Origin of the sequence: Prevotella sp. P6B1, assembly GCF_000702825.1 — a bacterium.
Lineage (GTDB): Bacteria > Bacteroidota > Bacteroidia > Bacteroidales > Bacteroidaceae > Prevotella.
On the sequence record NZ_JNKF01000016.1, the window covers coordinates 142911 to 159286 of the forward strand.

The following is a 16376-nucleotide window of genomic DNA, read 5'->3' on the forward strand; positions in this document are numbered from 1 at the left end:
CAGAAACAATTAGTAATTATAAAAATGAATAAACGTATGAAAACAATGAATCGAATGCAAATGCAAGAAAGCTGTTGTTGCTGTTGTATGATGGCAATGACAATGAAAGGGAGTGTATATATAATAGGTATAAATCAAACAAAACGTAAAGATTATGAAAAGAATAGTATTAGTTATAGCAGCAGTATTAAGCCTTGGTCTGAACAATATCTGGGCAGAAGGTAACGCCATCAACGAGACCAACGCAAAAAATAACATACGCACCATCAAGAGTCCCCGCTTTGCACGACCACTGGTAGAGAAATGGATAGAAGAGTACGCCAAAACTGAGCCAGGCGTAACCTTCCAACTTGCAAAAGGCTCAGGCAGTCTGAACAGTATAGACCTGCTTGTCACGTTTGGCAATCAGGACAACAATACACAAAATATTAGCCACGTTGTTTATTTCGGAGAGACTGCCGTGCTGCCTATCACTGCACGTAGCTCTGAGGCAGCTCGACTGCTCGAAGGAAAACATCTGAATAATAAGAAACTTAAGCAGCTCTTCTTCTTGAACGACGATTTCGAAGAGGATGTCAAGAAGAACAAGACCTTTGAGAGTCTCACCATCTATAGCGGAAGCAATGCCACATCGGTAGCCTCATCGTTCGCCCACAATTTCGGCGAAGAAAGCAGTAATTTCCGTGGCAAACGCATCTCTGGCGACGATTTATTCTTAAACAGCGCACTTGCCAAGGATCCTCTTGGCGTGTCGTTCAACGCATTACCCAACATCTTCGACCTGGAAAGTCGTCAGCTCAAGAGCGAACTTTCATTGATAGGATTGGACATCAAGAAGGATCTGGCCGACAACTTTAACGATAACAGTACACTCGACAAGTTACTGACTGCTCTTGAAAGCAGTAAGATTGCCGAAGTGGCTATTGAGAAAGTCGGCATCAGCGTGAACCATGCCGACGATGAAGTAAACAAATTCCTGGAATGGGTACTGGCCAATGGCACAAAATACAACCACGAATTTGGATTGTTGAATCTTAAGTAAAACACAGCACATACTTATGGTAAAAAGATTGTTTATTGCAACACTCGTTGCAATAGGGCCCTTAGCGGCCCTCGCACAGGGCCTGGTTACTGGCCATATCACCGATGTCCGAACAGGTGAACCGTTGATAGGCGCCTCGGTGATTGTCAAGAGTGAAAAGGGAAAAGGTGTAGTAACCGATATAGACGGAAACTTCAGTCTACAGACAAAGGTTGAAGCCCCCCTGACCCTAAGAGTGGAATATGTAGGCTATCGTGCCCTCGATGTAGATGTATATGACTTCGACGAGCCTGTTCAGATACAACTCATTGAGAACTCTAACAGCTTGGAAGGTATCGTTGTAACAGGTGTAGCACAAGGCACCTCCAGAAAAGGGCTTTCCTTTGCCTTGACAAAGGTGAGCGACGAGTTAATCAGCGCTGTTCCTCAAACCGATGCCTCAACCACCCTACGTGGAAAAGTGGCCGGTATCAGAATAGAACAATCCGATGGTAATTCTGGCGCAAAGGTATATCTTCGTGGAGCAAAATCCATCAACGGCAATATTGAGCCACTGATTGTGATTGACGGTTTTGTAACCTCACTGTCATTATCTGACATAAACCCAACAGATATCGAGACTATCGAGATTGTCAAAGGTGCCGCAGCATCAGCACTTTATGGTACCCGTGGTGAAGGTGGTGTCATTCAGATCATCACCAAAAAAGGAAGAGGTAACAAACTGAGCGTTACACTCGACAACGAGTTAGGATTCAGCCATGCCATCAATATTCCTAAAACTTCACAATATCATCACTACAAGGTGAATAGCGATGGATCGTTTGCACTGAATCAGGGTGGTCGCGTTATCGATTACCAGGAGAATGGATATTCTGTTAACCTTCATCCCTACATCAATCCTGTCGATAACATCAGCAACCTGCTGAGCGACCAGCCCTTTTACAACAATACCGTTTCACTCGGTGCCTCAGGCGAGCAGTACAATATCTATGCATCTTTCCAGAACCAGTCGAAAGGTGGTGTTACCAGTGCCATCGATGCTGATAAGAAGCAGAGTTTCCTGTTTAACTTAGGATATAAGCCCGTCAAAGGACTGACAACCGAGTTCACCGCCCAATACAGTGTGAGCAATAATCCCTCGTATGTTGCCAACAACTCAAGTGCCAACGGACTGGTGTATTCAGCCCTGTTGCTGGAGCCGTTCATTAACCTGGCACAGAAAGATGAATCAGGCAAATATTTGGTTGCCCCCGATGGTCTGAATCTGGTATCGAGCCAATTCAGTAACCCACTCTATGAGTTTACCAATCGACAGTACGATTACACGACTAAGAACCTGTTGCTTGGATGGAAAGCCAGATACCAGATATCCAAAGCATTCAGTGCCGAGGCAGCCTACTCTATCCAGCGTACAGACTATCTGACAGAGAACTATTACCCTATTGGTTATGAGACACTGTCAGTAGACGCGACCAAAAACAATGGTTATTATGAGAAGACAACCAGACAGACCAATACAAGAAACGCCCAGTTCCAGCTGAACTATAACCAAAAGGTTGGTGACTTTGATCTGAGCGCAGCTTTCAAAAGTGTCTACGAATATGAGCAGATAGACGGGTTCAGTACTAATGGTTACAATCTGACTGCACCTGTAAAATCACTAAACATCACAGATGCTTCAACCCGTAGCATTTCTTCTACATGGCAGAAAACGGTCAACTACGGTTATTTCCTGAATTTCAAAGGCAGCTGGAAAGACAAGTGGTTCTTGGATGTATTAGGACGTCTTGACAAAAGCTCACGTTTTGGCAGCAACGTCAGCTGGGCATTCTTCCCTCGTGCGTCAGTGGCTTATCGACTCACTCAAGACTTTAAGTTAGGTCCTGTCAATGAATTGAAACTGCGTGTTGCCTATGGTGAGGCTGGTAGTCTGCCACCTTATGGTGCAAAGGACAGCCGTGTAACACTGACGAATTCGGGTGGTGTCAGCTTTACCCAAAACGCCAATACAGATCTGAAACGTGCCATCACAGCAGAGACAGAGTTCGGATTCGATGCCGTTATCTGGAACTGGTTGAACGTACAGTTCAACTATGCCTTCGCAAGAAGTAAGAACGACTTTATCTCAGTTCCCTCATTTACGCCTTCACAGGGTTCTGCCACCATCTATGATAATCTAGGTAAGGTTAAGTCAAACTCTTTGGAGTTAGAGCTCTCTGGTCGTATCATCAATACCAAGAATTTCTCTTGGGATGCAGGCTTGACGTTCAGCCGTGTCCGCAGTGAAATCACCGACATGGGAGATATCCCTGCCTTTACAGACGGTGACTATCGTCGCGACAAGGGTTTAAGCACCTCTACCATCTGGGGATATGGTATCTTTACGGATTTGAGGCAGTTAAAGACTAACGAGGCTGGCTATGTAACAAATGCCGGCGACGGAACAAAGACATTGAACGATTACACAGTTAACTCATTAGGCTTTGTAGTAGAGAAAGCTGCATTAGGCACCAAGAACGAAGCACCAGTCTTCTATGTAGATGAGAAAACAGGAAACACCAAAGTGATTGGTGATGCACAGCCCGACTTCACTGTAGGTTTCAGCAATACTTTCACTTATGGTCCGTTCTCTCTCTACGCTTCGCTCGACTGGAAGAAGGGTGGTCAGAAGTATAACGAAACGGTACAGTATCTGGCTTATGTGTCACGCTCGGAATTCGACGATAAAGCTGCACAAGCCGGTCTTCCACTCACTTTTGCAACACAGGTATTCAATGCTGAGTTGCCCACCGACTATTGGGTTGAGGATGCAGGCTATGTGTCACTACGCGAGCTATCACTCTCGTACAATATCCCAGTAGCACGCCTTGGTCTTGGACAGTGGATAAAGAAAGCGCGCTTTGCCTTACTCGGACGTAACCTCTTCATCCTGACTAAGTTCACTGGTGTCAATGTTGATGGTGACAACTATGATGGCAGTGCCGGTACATCCGATTTCTTTAACTATCCATCATACCGTACACTCTCAGCTAAGTTAACGATTGATTTTTAAATGCAGATTACAATGAAAAAGAATATCCTACCATATATCGCAGCTGTTGTCTTGTTCACAGCATGCGAGAAAACAGATTTCGACGATCCAAGCACTCTTACCAACGAGGAAGCTGTTAGCATCATCAAGAGTTTTAGCTATTCGCTCGTAACCAGTAGTGTGCAAACGGTATTCAATACAACTACCAGCACAGCAGGCGTCCATTTCAGTTTGCTGGCCGACCAGACCACCAATACCAATGGTAACTCCAACTGGTGGTATTACGCCCAGGAGCCGCGCATGAGGATTATCAATAGCAGTTCTGAGCGTTCCTATAGTGCCTCGCTCAACGCACTCTACAGCAGTTTTTATCAGGCTAACCTGGATGCGACGAAAGTTATCGACATCATTGAGAATCAAGGAGGTAAAGCTTATGATGATGCCGGTAAGGACCGAACAAGCGACTGTCTTGTAGGAGCCTACTATGCTAAAGGTGTTGCTCAGGGCTATCTTGGCAATCTTTATGATCGTGGCATCATAGTAGATAACATTTCACTGACAGAAAAAGGCTATCCCGATTCTTACAAGGACTTGACCCTGAATGGTGTCAAGCACCTCGAGAAAGCGATTGAACTCGCCCAAGGCTCAAATGCTTTGCAGTTCGATTTTCTCAGAGGCATCACCATCAGCAAGGACGATTTTCTGAAACTTGCCAATTCCATCGCAGCCCGTATCTTGTCGTCTATAGCACGTGATAAATCTGAGGCAGAATCCTTGGGTGCAGCTTATTGGCAGAAGGTCTTGGCGTTTGCAGAAAAGGGATTCACCAATGATTTCCTGATTACTACAACCTCGGGCGGCTACTACAATGCATTGCTTAACAACCTGAATTTCAAGGGTAATAGCAATCGCCCTGTCGATGTCAAAGTGCCTTATCTGGCAGACAATACACATACCTACCCTAATTACTATCCCACAGACGATACCATCTTAGGTCCTATCACAACAGATGACGACCGCTTTTACCAGTATTTCTCATATACGCCCAACTTTGGCATCCTGATGGAATCACGCGGTCGAGGACTCTTCTCAAACTATATCCGCGAACGTTGGACTAATAGCAGTAATAGTCTGGCTGAAGTAGGCTCCATCAACCCTTATTTCCTGGCTGAAGAAATCAGGTTGTTAAAAGCAGAGGCCAAGCTCTGGCTTCAGGATTATGAGGGAGCTGCCGCCTTGCTGAATGCTGCTGATGCAGCCCGTAAGTCACAAGGTCATCTGGGCAATATCGCAGCCAACGAGGATGCCATCCGTCAGGCTATCCACTATGAGTACGCCATAGAGATTGATGCCGCAGGTGGCGTCACTGTACCATTCACCTTCATGCGCCGCAACAACCTGTTGATAGGAGGCACGCCTACAGAGTATCCGATCCCTCAGAAACAACTCGAACTTATCGGCGAGGAGCTATATAGCTTCGGTGGAAAAGAGTACATCGGCGAAAAAGGCATCTTCGGCGAGTTGGCTACTGCTTACGACACTGGTTGGAAAGCTTCAGAATAATGGAATCATAACAACATAGAGAATAAATCATATGAATATCAGATACAAGTTTTTGAGCCTCATATGCCTGCTCACATGGGGATACGGCGCTTACGCCCAAACCGGCACATTAGAGGAGAAAGCCGATTCCAATGGTTATATAGTCTTTGATGGCGATAAGGCTCCCGATTTTGTTGCCACCCTGACCGACGGCCAACAGGTAAGACTGTCCGACCTGCGAGGCAAGTTAGTGATGATACAGTTCACCGCCAGCTGGTGTGGGGTATGCCGTAAGGAGATGCCATTCATCGAGAGTGATATCTGGCAGAAACACAAAGACGATCCTAATTTTGTATTGATTGGCATCGATCGCGACGAGCCCATAGATAAGGTCAAAGCCTTCGCCCAGAAAACCGGCATCACCTATCCCCTGGCACTTGATCCCGGTGCTGACATCTACGCTAAATACGCATTGCGTCAATCAGGAATCACTCGTAACATCCTGATTGACCGCAATGGAAAAATCATCAAGCGCACACGTCTTTTCAATCAGGAAGAGTTCCAGTCGTTGGTTAACACAATAGACAAGTATTTATCAAAATAAAAAATAACATAAGATGATGAAACGAAATATATCACTTTCGATTATTGCACTCTTGCTGGGGGGCACTCATCTGGAAACGACAGCTCAGACCAATACACAGAAGCAGCCGATAGGCATCGACTTCTTCTCGAAAGTCCAGGCCATATCCGATGTCAAGACCATTGGCAACGATATCTTCTTTGTTATCCGCAAAGCCAATATTAAGGACGACAAGTACACAAGCGATTTATACCAATTAGTAGATGGCCGTGCCAAAGCGCTAACCACCTCAGGTACCGTTGGAGGATATGATGTGCTTGCAGACGCCATCATCCTGAAAAAACGGGATAAGGGACAGACGATGTTCCTTGAACTTACAAAAGGTTATGGTGAAGCCACAGAATGGTTGCGTCTGCCATACTCAGTAGGACAGGTGAAATATATCAGTCGTCAGCATTTCTTCTTCACGGCATCCTATAAGCTACATCAAACAAACGACAGATTGCCCGATTCCCTGAAAGCCAAGGACGCCAACAAACGCTACCGAATCTTCGACGAGCTACCATTTTGGTCGAACGGACGTGGCGACATCAATGGCTCACGTCAGGTACTGTATGAGTATAAGAACGGACAGGTTAAGGCGCTGACCGACTCCCTACAGAATGCCGGAGGTCTTGCATTAAGTCCTGATCACCGCTATTTGGCATATACGGTTTCTGACAAGAAGAGTTTCCGTATCCACAGCAATCAACTTCACATCTACTCGATTGCTGAGCAGACATCCAAACAAGTGGGTATAAAAGATAGCACCAGCTATGGTTCCCTGCAGTTTATCGATGGACAGCGTCTTTTCCTAACCGCCAAGACGCATCGTGCAGATAACCCTCAGGCCAACAGTCAGTTCTACCACTTATCCATTCATAGCGGTCAGTTCAAGCAGGTCTACAATGGCGAACCATACGAGCTGGGCGGTGGACTCGCCACAGATACCAAAGGCGGCAATCACTCAGAGCCACTTATTGATAAGGATGGCATCATCTTCAACACCACCGCCATTGACAGACTTCCCCTTGTCAGACTATCTTGGAAAGACGAGACTGTTACCCCGCTAACTCCTCTGAATTATGATGTCGACGCCTATCTGCGTTATCAGAAGGGATTTCTCCTGTTGGCTTCAGAAGGACAAAACGGTCAGGAATTCTATTTGTTCGACGGCAAAAATGAACCCAAACGAATCAGCGATATCAATACGTCAACGTTCGCATCCCATCAAGTTGTCACCCCACAGGAAATCAAATACATCAATGGGGCTGGACAAGAGCAACGTGGATATATCCTACCGCCAACCAATTTCGAGTCAGGAAAGAAGTATCCCACGATTCTCGACATCCATGGTGGCCCTCGTGCAGCCTATGGTGCAGGATTCTTTCACGAGATGCAGTATTGGGCCAATCAGGGATATGCAGTCATCTTTGCTAATCCTCGGGGAGGAAGTGGTCAAGGCTCTGACTATGCCCAACTGAAAGGCGACTTCGGTGGTCGCGACTACGATGATATCATGGCATTTGTTGATGCTGCCATTGCACAGTTCGACTATATAGACAAAGATCGTCTTGGCGTAACAGGCGGATCATATGGTGGCGTGATGACCAATTGGATTATCGGCCATACAGACCGTTTCCGTGCGGCAGCCTCCCAACGCAGTATCAGCAACTGGGTATCACTCGAAGCCCTCAGCGATATCGGCTACAATTTTGGTTGGGGATATATAGGTGCAGATCCTTGGACAAACAATCAAGAACTATGGAAAAAGTCTCCCCTTGCTTATGCAAACAAGGTCAAGACACCAACTCTTTTCATCCATAGCGATGAGGACTACCGTTGTCCTCTGCCCGAAGGATTACAGATGTACAGTGCATTGCAATATTTTGGTGTAGCTTCACGCATCGTCATCTTCAAAGGTGAGAACCACGAGTTATCTCGTAGCGGCCGACCGCTCAATCGAATCAAACGACTTCAAGAAATTACAAACTGGTTTAATAAATACTTGAAATAATGAAAAGAACTATTGGATTATTACTGTTGGCCACACTGGTAGTTAGCAGCAGCTCAGCAGCAAAAAAGAATACAAAGGAAAATCAGAAAGCAAAGGTTGCCCTGGACTATATAAACAACAATTTCGCCACCTACGACAAATTGCAAAAGACCATTTGGGCCAATCCTGAGTTAGGGTTTCTCGAGACTAATAGTAGTGGGCTGTTAAAGCAGCATCTCCGTGAGAACGGTTTTAGCATTGAGGAAGGTGTGGCTGGTATGCCAACGGCTTTTGTAGCAACTTATGGCAGCGGCGAACCTGTAATCGGTTTTCTGGCTGAGTTTGATGCTCTACCTGGTCTCTCCCAAGACACTGTCCCCTATCGCAAGCCTATCAAAGAGAATGCTCCTGGTCAGGGGTGTGGTCATAACACATTTGGTGTTGCTTCAAGCGCTGCTGCTGTATCACTGAGTAAATGGCTGGCATCCAACAATCAGAAAGGAACGATCAAGGTGTATGGTTCGCCAGCCGAGGAGGGTGGTGCAGGTAAGGTATATCTTGTTCGAGAAGGCTTGTTTAAGGGCGTTGATGTCGTACTCGATTGGCACCCCTCATCAGTCAATGCCGTAAGTACTAATGGAGGAACAGCCATGGTAATGGTCGACTATAAGTTCTATGGTAAGCCAGCCCATGCTGCAGGAAATCCATGGAAAGGACGTTCGGCGTTGGATGCCGTTGAGGCATTCGACTACATGGTCAACCTGCTTCGAGAACATGTCCCCACTTCATCACGTATCCATTATGTCATTCCCGATGGTGGCTTTGCACCCAATGTAGTACCAGAATACGCCCGTGTAAGCTACTATATCCGCAGCCCCAAGAGAGACATCTTGAATACGCTGACAGAGTGGATTGATTCGGCTGCCGTAGGTGCAGCCAAGGGCACCCAAACCAGAGTAGAAAAGGAGATTGTAGCCGGAACTTATGAGCGATTGCACAACAAAACATTATCGCGTGTGATTCAGAAAAATCTGGAAACAGTAGGTGGCGTCATCTACGACGAACGAGAGCGTAAGTTTGCCGAAGCCCTCAACAAAGCCAGCGGCAATCCAGATTCACTTGTCAATATGGCAGCAAAGGTTCTGCCCTTGGCTGAATTTCCCAAAGAAGGGAGTGGCGGTTCAAGCGATGTCGGCGATGTATCTTGGGTTGTACCTTTAGCCAGTTTCGGAGCGGCCACCTTTGTTCCTGGCAGTCCGGGACATAGTTGGCAGAATGTAGCGACCGATGGAACCACAATCGGCACAAAAGGACTATTAAATGCCAGCCGTGTGTTTGCATTAACCGCTGTTGACTTGTTTACCGATTCCAAATTGCTAAACGCTGTCAAAGAGGAATTTAAAAAAGAAGTAGGACCTGATTTTAAATATGTTCCGTTATTAGGTAATCGTAAACCAGCCCTCGATTATCGTGTTTCAAAGTAAGAATAATCGAAAATGGTACGGAATTCTCACTGGAATTCCGTACCTTTGCATATGAATATGAAAACATCATTTATTTGGATTGGTGCCCTCGTCGTGGGTGCAGTATTAGGATGGCTCGGGCTGGAATGGCTCGATGCTTCGATGAATTTTGTAGCTACCGTATATACACGCTTGTTTCAATTATTGGCGGTGCCAACCATTGTATTGGCTGTCATTACCACATTTTCCACGTTCGGTTCTAAGGGGTCTGGACGCATCTTTGGTCATACGCTTACCTACACCCTACTCACAACTTTAGCAGCCGCAAGTATAGGGGCCGTCCTCTATGTACTCATTGCCCCGGGCAAACTGCCCCTTGATTCGTTGGTCAATGCTACTTTGACTTCCGATCTCGCCCCTCAGACCTCATATATAGATCATGTCGTGAGCATCATTCCTAACAATATCGTACGTCCATTTATTGATGGTAACGTACTGTCATTGCTTTTATTAGCTTTTGCCATCGGTTTCGGTCTGTCTAAACTACCCGAATCTGAAAACAAGACGACAGTCGTTAGGGGGCTGATTGGTTTGCAAGAATTATTGTTTTTATTGATTCGCGGCCTTATCCGGACTCTTCCCTTGGGGATCGTGGCATTCTCTGCCCAACTGTCGGCACAGGTGTCAGCAGGTGTGGTGGCCGACTCTATTGGCAAATATGTATTAGTGGTATTAGGGGGGAATGTCATCCAGTTCTTCGTAGTGCTACCACTATTCCTATTAGCTCGCGGGCTGAACCCCATCCATGTGCTTAGCAAAATGATGCCTGCTGTGCTCATGGCACTCTTCACCAAGAGCAGCGCCGCAACCCTACCTGTCACCATGGATACCGCAGAAAAGCGTCTGGGTATCCGTCAGAACATCAGCCGCTTCGTACTCCCCATATGTACCACCATCAACATGAATGGTTGCGCAGCCTTTATCCTTGTCACTTCGCTGTTTGTCATGCAGCAAGGCGGCACGCCACTCACCCTAAGCACTATACTGATGTGGATAATCATCTCGGTAGTCTCGGCTATCGGTAATGCAGGTGTACCCATGGGGTGCTTTTTCCTCACGTTATCATTAATGTCTGGCATCGGCGCACCAGTAGCCGTTTTGGGCATCATCCTGCCCATTTACACCATTATCGACATGATTGAAACAGCAGAAAACGTATGGAGCGACTCATGTGTAGCAGCAATGGTCGACCATGATATATAAATAGTTCACTTCCGACTCATTGCCCTTTCTTCCATCGCCAGACTATGAGTTCTTTATGGTTTGGATGTATTCCTCATAGGAGATAAAGCGTCCGCCCATCGACTTCAGGTGGGGTGTTTCGAACTGGCAGTCGATGAACTTACCACCCAATGAGCCGAATGTTTGCGCCAGATGAATCAAAGCGAGTTTCGAAGCATTGGGAACAAGCGAGAACATGCTCTCACCAAAAAAGGCCGTACCAAGATTGATGCCGTACAGTCCGCCCACCAACTGCGAATCGTTCCATACCTCCACACTGGCAGCAAACCCCTGCCGATACATCTCGGTATAGGCCTCAATCATCTCAGCACCCAACCAGGCACCTTCGTCCTGGTTGCGGTTCTGGGCGGTAGCACAACCGCGTATCACACTCTCAAAATCCTGATTAATCGTTATACGATAGTCGCCTTTGTTTATCAACTGACGCATAGAGTGGCTGACGTGCACCTCGTTGGGGAAGATCACGAAGCGTTGCAACGGACAATACCATAGAGGCTCGTCTTGATGTTTAAACGAAAACCAAGGGAAGAAACCATTGGAATAGGCCAATATCAGGCGATCGACCGATAAGTCGCCGCCAATAGCCACCAGTCCATCTTCCTCACCCAAATGCGGGTCAGGGAACCACAAATCGTTATCCAATTGATAAACTGCCATCGCGCGTACCAATTATAATTGAGCCACCTTGTTTCAGACTGCCAAACAGTATCTCGCGCATTAGCAACGGTTTCAGCCGCTGGGCTATCACACGATCCATCTCGCGAGCACCATACTCGCGGGTATAGCCTTCTTTGAGTAACAACTGGAAGGCGTCGTCGCTCAGCGTCATCTCCACCTGCTTGGCAGTCAGTTTCTCCTGTAGTTCACCCAGTTTCTTACGCAGAATCAGGATCGCCATTTCACGATCCATATCGTTGAACACCACAGTTCCGGTCAAGCGATTGATGAATTCAGGTTTGAACAACCGCTTCACCTGCTTCAACATAGCTTCGCCGCGCGTGGTACTGCCAACAAAGCCGATATTGGCCTGACCAGCATATTGGGCACCGGCATTCGAGGTCATAATCAAAATGACATTACGGAAGTCGACCTTACGTCCCTTGTTGTCTGTCAGCCGGGCATAATCCATTACCTGCAACAGAATATTGTAGATGTCCTGATGGGCCTTTTCAATTTCGTCGAGCAGTAGCACACAATTAGGCGTCTTACGGATAGCATCGGTCAGCAATCCACCGTCCTCGTAGCCCACATAGCCTGCTGGCGAGCCTATCAGCTTAGCCACGGTGTGCTTCTCAGTATATTCACTCATGTCGAATCGTAGCAGGGCGATACCTAACTCCGTAGCCAGAACACGAGCCACCTCAGTCTTACCCACACCGGTAGGTCCTACAAACAGCAGCGATGCCAAGGGTTTATTGTCGTCGAGCAGTCCAGCCTTCGATAGCTGTACCGACTCTACCACCTGACGGATAGCCTCATCTTGACCATAAATCTTCGATAACAGACGTGGAGCCAACGTCTCCAACTGACTATTATCGTCATCCTCAGTCATTACCATCGCTTCAACCTTGCAGGTCTTTGCCAACACATCCGAGATATCAGTCTTCGTGACACGCCCCTCATTAGTATTACTTCTTACTTCTGCCATAGCACCAGCCTCGTCAATGAGGTCGATAGCCTTGTCGGGCAGATAGCGGTCGTTTACATATTTAAAGCTGGCATCCACGGCAAAGTCGAGTGCCGCCTCATCGTAGATCACATGATGAAACGTTTCGTACTGTCCGCGCAGCTGTCGTAGGATGTACTTGGTCTCCTCGGGTGTAGGCTCAGTGATGTCAATCTGCTGGAAACGACGTACCAATCCTTTCGAGCGAGAGAAATGACGATTGTATTCCTCGTAGGTAGTCGACCCGATAAAACGGATACTACCACTCTCCAGATAGGGTTTCAACATATTCGAGGCATCCATAGAACTATCACCGATAGCGCCCGCTCCTACCAGCGTATGTATCTCGTCGATGTACACGATATTTCGATCAGACTCTTCCTGAATGCCATCCATAATGAGCTTGATTCGATTCTCAAAATCACCACGATACTGTGTACCAGCCAACAGGGTTCCTATATCGAGCTGGTAGATCCGGCTACCCTTCAGTCTGTCAGGCACGTTACCTTCGGCTATCAGTCTGGCCAGTCCCCAAACCAGAGCGGTCTTGCCAACACCAGGTTCGCCAACATGCAACGGGTTATTCTTATCCTTGCGACACAGCACCTGGATAGTGCGCTGCAGTTCAGACTCACGTCCTATCAACGGATTGTGCTGATGATACAGATCGTTCATACAGGTCACGAGACGTCGCCATGCACCTTCTTGCCGGTTCGCACCAGTCTCAAGTTCCAGATGGTCAGCCACCTCGTAGGCGCTAATCAGTTCGCTCATAAAATCACTCTCGTTATCACCCAACGCATCTTTTAGCAGATAGGCTGCCCATGACTCCTTGAGTTGTAACAGTCCCATGGTCAGATGTGGAGCATCGAGGGCTGTGGCTGAGCTATTGACAACCTGTAAACAGGCCAACTCCAGCAGCTGGCCCATTTGTACAGAAGTCTCTGGCTCATAATCACATTCCTCGGGCACCATCTCGATTTTCTCCAAACGATCCTCTAAACGGTCCTGAAACAGATCGGCCGAGTAATAGGTATCGAAGGTTTGATTGAACTCATAATCATCCAACAGCACCATCAACAGATGCTCTGGCATCAGGAACTCATGACGATAGCCCTTACAGCACTTCAGACTGTTATGCAACAGTTTGATAGCGCGAGGTGATTGCTGTATTTCTGCCATATTTATGCCTCCTCTGGTTCTACTGTCAGTCTAAGCGGGAATCCCTCTTTGCGAGCCATATTGCTGGCCTTGCGCACCTTCGAGGTTGCCACATCGTAACTATAAATGCCCACCACTGCTTTATCAGAATGATGCACCTGCAACATCAGCGCCTCGGCCTCAGCCTCACTCTTGAAAAACACCTGGGTCAGAATCTTCACCACAAACTCCATCGTCGTGAAGTCATCATTATAGATGGTCACCTTATATCGCTGAGGCTCACGCAGATCAGTGCGCTGCCGTTCTTTTGTAGCCGATTGTTGCTTTGCCATACACTCTAAACCATTTTGGCTGCAAAGATACACAATAATTTCCAATATACAAAATGAATACCCACAATACAATCTAAAGGTGTATTCTATATATAAATAGGTATAATAGAATACGTAGGTGTTTTTAAGACTTTTGTGAAGAAGTGTCAAAACTACCCGTTTTCGCACACAATTTGATTGTGTTCGCGCACAACGACTTGATGTATATCAAAAGAAGGGCACTTTTTTTAGGAAAATAGAGCATAAGTATTGCGAGATTGCAAAAATCGTCGTACCTTTGCAACGTCAAAAGACAACAAGAGTTCTTCAATAGAAGCATAGAAAGATAATACAGAGGTATTAGTTAAGGTAAAATAAAGATTGATTGATTTAGGTTTTAGTTAGAGTTAATAGTTAGTTAGAATTTGGTTTTAGGTTTATTAGTTAGTTAAATTGGAGATAGGTATTTCTAAGGTGTTAGAAAAGATTTGTTAGTAAGGATAACAAAGACGCAGTGGTGACACTCCGTTTTTTCTCAGAAAAAGGTTTTTAGTTATTCATAGATTGTTGGTGCCGCCCTCGAGTCGTTGATGACCCTTGAGCGGCTTTTTTTATGTCTATACACTATAAATCTTATACTATTTGGTTTTTAATTTCAACTTATCGGCCCAGCTACCACGGAATAGTCGTACCAGGAAAATCATGCCACGGAATGTCAGTTCGATGGCCATAGCCGTCCATACACCGCGTAACCCCCACTTAGGTGCCAGAGAGGCTGCTAATGTGAGCCTGACGCCCCACATCGAAGCCAGACTCATGATGGCAGGGATGATGGTATCGCCCGCTCCCACAAAGATGCCGTTGATTACGATGGCAGCCGCAAACATGGGTTCGGCCCAAGCCTCAATGCGCAGCACCTGTACCCCTAAAGCAATTACCTCGTCGACAGGCGACATGATAGCCATCAGTTGAGGAGCAAAAACCCACATCATCACACCCATCAGTGACATAACGGCAATACCCAAGCCCACAGACATGCGGGCAAACGAGCGAGTGAGCTGACGCTGACCAGCACCAATCCCCTGTCCTACCAGCGTGGTGGCAGCCTCAGCAATGCCAAAGCCTGGCATATAGCAGAGACTCTCGACCGTGATACCCAATGAGTGGGCAGCGATAGCTATCGTACCCAAAGGGGCCACAATGAGCGTGCTTACCATCTGAGCCGATCCCATCAGAAGGTGTTGCAGCCCCATGGGAGCACCGATCCTAAAAGCATTACCAATAGTGTCAGCCTTAGGCTTGAATGATCCAGGACGCCCCACCAACGATAACATCTTCGACTTGACCAGCAGGAAATACAGCATCAGACTGGCTGTAACCAGCATAGCCATACCCGTACCGATAGCAGCCCCCATTACCCCCAAACCTAAAATATATATAAAGAGGAAGTTAAAAACAACATCCATCACACACATTCCTATATTCAGCACGGAGGGTATCTTCATGTTGCCAGAACACTTTAACATGGATCCGGCCAGACCTTCCATCTGGAAGAAGATACCGCAGGCACCGAAAATAGCAAAATAGAGCGAAGCATCGCGCGCTATTTCGGCAGTTCCTCCCATCCAGTAAGGCAGAAAAGGACTAATGGCAAGCGAGGTGAGGGATATGAACAACGCCCAAAGCAAACAACACACTAAAGCCTGTCGTAACACCCGGCGCGCAGCTTCAAAATCGTTGGCACCGATAAAATGTGCCACCTGAACCGAGAATCCCATGTTAGCAGCAGAGGCCAAACCGCCCAACAACCAACCAGTGGTCTCAACCAATCCGATAGATGCCGACGCATTAGCCCCCAGATGGCCCACCATTGAGGCATCAATAAAAAACATGACCGTTGCGGAAATCTGTGCTAAAATAGAAGGTATACTTAAACTAACGATTAACCAAAGCTTCTCCCTTTGGGTCATCGTTCGGCCCTCGCGTATGTACGAAAGCAGCAGTTCGCTGTTCTTAACCTTCTTCATACAGACTTTCTTAAACTAAAAAAGGATGTGATTTCTCACATCCTAACTCTGTTTTCGTGGGCGTTGACGGATTCGAACCGCCGACCCTCTGCTTGTAAGGCAGATGCTCTAAACCAGCTGAGCTAAACGCCCTCATTTCTTGTAAGCGGGTGCAAAGGTAAGAAGATTTTTTGAGACCGCCGCATGTTTTATCAAAAAACTGCTAAAATTTAA

The 16376-nt window shown here is 46.8% G+C and carries 11 protein-coding genes and 1 tRNA gene; 7 read left to right on the plus strand and 5 right to left on the minus strand.

Features of this window, described 5'->3' with window-relative positions:
• Positions 1-154 precede the first annotated feature (154 nt).
• From T495_RS0113765 to T495_RS0113795, 7 genes are read left to right on the plus strand one after another with little or no spacing between them, the layout of a single operon-like run.
• Positions 155-1042 (plus strand): hypothetical protein, encoded by an 888-nt coding sequence (locus T495_RS0113765; protein WP_028902497.1) that lies wholly within the window; start codon positions 155-157, stop codon positions 1040-1042.
• 16 nt (positions 1043-1058) lie between these two features.
• Positions 1059-4094 carry a SusC/RagA family TonB-linked outer membrane protein gene (locus tag T495_RS0113770; RefSeq protein ID WP_033149092.1) on the plus strand — a complete coding sequence of 1012 codons (3036 nt, stop codon included), beginning with the start codon at positions 1059-1061 and terminating at the stop codon, positions 4092-4094.
• A gap of 12 nt (positions 4095-4106) precedes the next feature.
• Positions 4107-5636, plus strand: a complete 1530-nt coding sequence (locus T495_RS0113775) for a hypothetical protein (protein ID WP_155950000.1) — start codon at positions 4107-4109, stop codon at positions 5634-5636.
• A 31-nt stretch (positions 5637-5667) separates the two neighbouring features.
• Positions 5668-6219 carry a TlpA disulfide reductase family protein gene (locus T495_RS0113780; RefSeq protein ID WP_081832145.1) on the plus strand — a complete coding sequence of 184 codons (552 nt, stop codon included), beginning with the start codon at positions 5668-5670 and terminating at the stop codon, positions 6217-6219.
• A 13-nt stretch (positions 6220-6232) separates the two neighbouring features.
• Complete coding sequence (locus T495_RS0113785) at positions 6233-8254, plus strand: S9 family peptidase (protein WP_081832146.1); 2022 nt, start codon at positions 6233-6235, stop codon at positions 8252-8254.
• Positions 8254-9717 (plus strand): amidohydrolase, encoded by a 1464-nt coding sequence (locus T495_RS0113790; RefSeq protein ID WP_033149094.1) that lies wholly within the window; start codon positions 8254-8256, stop codon positions 9715-9717. The genes T495_RS0113785 and T495_RS0113790 overlap by 1 nt, the downstream gene beginning before the upstream one ends.
• Positions 9718-9774: 57 nt before the next feature.
• On the plus strand, positions 9775-10959 hold the full coding sequence (locus tag T495_RS0113795) for a dicarboxylate/amino acid:cation symporter (protein WP_231495118.1): 1185 nt from the start codon (positions 9775-9777) through the stop codon (positions 10957-10959).
• A 42-nt stretch (positions 10960-11001) separates the two neighbouring features.
• On the opposite strand, the gene aat is transcribed toward T495_RS0113795, so the two are convergent.
• The 5 genes from aat to T495_RS0113820 form a co-directional block, all read right to left on the minus strand.
• Positions 11002-11655 carry a leucyl/phenylalanyl-tRNA--protein transferase gene (aat, locus tag T495_RS0113800; protein WP_033149096.1) on the minus strand — a complete coding sequence of 218 codons (654 nt, stop codon included), beginning with the start codon at positions 11653-11655 and terminating at the stop codon, positions 11002-11004.
• The gene (gene clpA, locus T495_RS0113805; protein ID WP_051652074.1) at positions 11633-13846 is read right to left on the minus strand and encodes an ATP-dependent Clp protease ATP-binding subunit ClpA; all 2214 of its coding nucleotides are present in this window, start codon (positions 13844-13846) and stop codon (positions 11633-11635) included. The genes aat and clpA overlap by 23 nt, the downstream gene beginning before the upstream one ends.
• 2 nt (positions 13847-13848) lie before the next feature.
• A complete protein-coding gene (locus T495_RS0113810; RefSeq protein WP_033149097.1) occupies positions 13849-14157 on the minus strand; it encodes an ATP-dependent Clp protease adaptor ClpS in 309 nt (102 codons plus the stop codon).
• Between the two features lie 617 nt (positions 14158-14774).
• Positions 14775-16163 (minus strand): MATE family efflux transporter, encoded by a 1389-nt coding sequence (locus T495_RS0113815; protein ID WP_033149098.1) that lies wholly within the window; start codon positions 16161-16163, stop codon positions 14775-14777.
• 57 nt (positions 16164-16220) lie between these two features.
• Positions 16221-16295: transfer RNA gene (locus T495_RS0113820), tRNA-Val, on the minus strand.
• Between the last annotated feature and the right edge of the window lie 81 nt (positions 16296-16376).

What these genes read in the sequence shown, in the direction of transcription:
- T495_RS0113765 (WP_028902497.1), top strand. Translation starts at nt 155, where the DNA reads ATGAAAAGAATAGTATTAGTTATAGCAGCAGTATTAAGCCTTGGTCTG.
- T495_RS0113770 (WP_033149092.1), top strand. Translation starts at nt 1,059, where the DNA reads ATGGTAAAAAGATTGTTTATTGCAACACTCGTTGCAATAGGGCCCTTA.
- T495_RS0113775 (WP_155950000.1), top strand. Translation starts at nt 4,107, where the DNA reads ATGAAAAAGAATATCCTACCATATATCGCAGCTGTTGTCTTGTTCACA.
- T495_RS0113780 (WP_081832145.1), top strand. Translation starts at nt 5,668, where the DNA reads ATGAATATCAGATACAAGTTTTTGAGCCTCATATGCCTGCTCACATGG.
- T495_RS0113785 (WP_081832146.1), top strand. Translation starts at nt 6,233, where the DNA reads ATGATGAAACGAAATATATCACTTTCGATTATTGCACTCTTGCTGGGG.
- T495_RS0113790 (WP_033149094.1), top strand. Translation starts at nt 8,254, where the DNA reads ATGAAAAGAACTATTGGATTATTACTGTTGGCCACACTGGTAGTTAGC.
- T495_RS0113795 (WP_231495118.1), top strand. Translation starts at nt 9,775, where the DNA reads ATGAAAACATCATTTATTTGGATTGGTGCCCTCGTCGTGGGTGCAGTA.
- aat (WP_033149096.1), bottom strand. Translation starts at nt 11,655, where the DNA reads ATGGCAGTTTATCAATTGGATAACGATTTGTGGTTCCCTGACCCGCAT.
- clpA (WP_051652074.1), bottom strand. Translation starts at nt 13,846, where the DNA reads ATGGCAGAAATACAGCAATCACCTCGCGCTATCAAACTGTTGCATAAC.
- T495_RS0113810 (WP_033149097.1), bottom strand. Translation starts at nt 14,157, where the DNA reads ATGGCAAAGCAACAATCGGCTACAAAAGAACGGCAGCGCACTGATCTG.
- T495_RS0113815 (WP_033149098.1), bottom strand. Translation starts at nt 16,163, where the DNA reads ATGAAGAAGGTTAAGAACAGCGAACTGCTGCTTTCGTACATACGCGAG.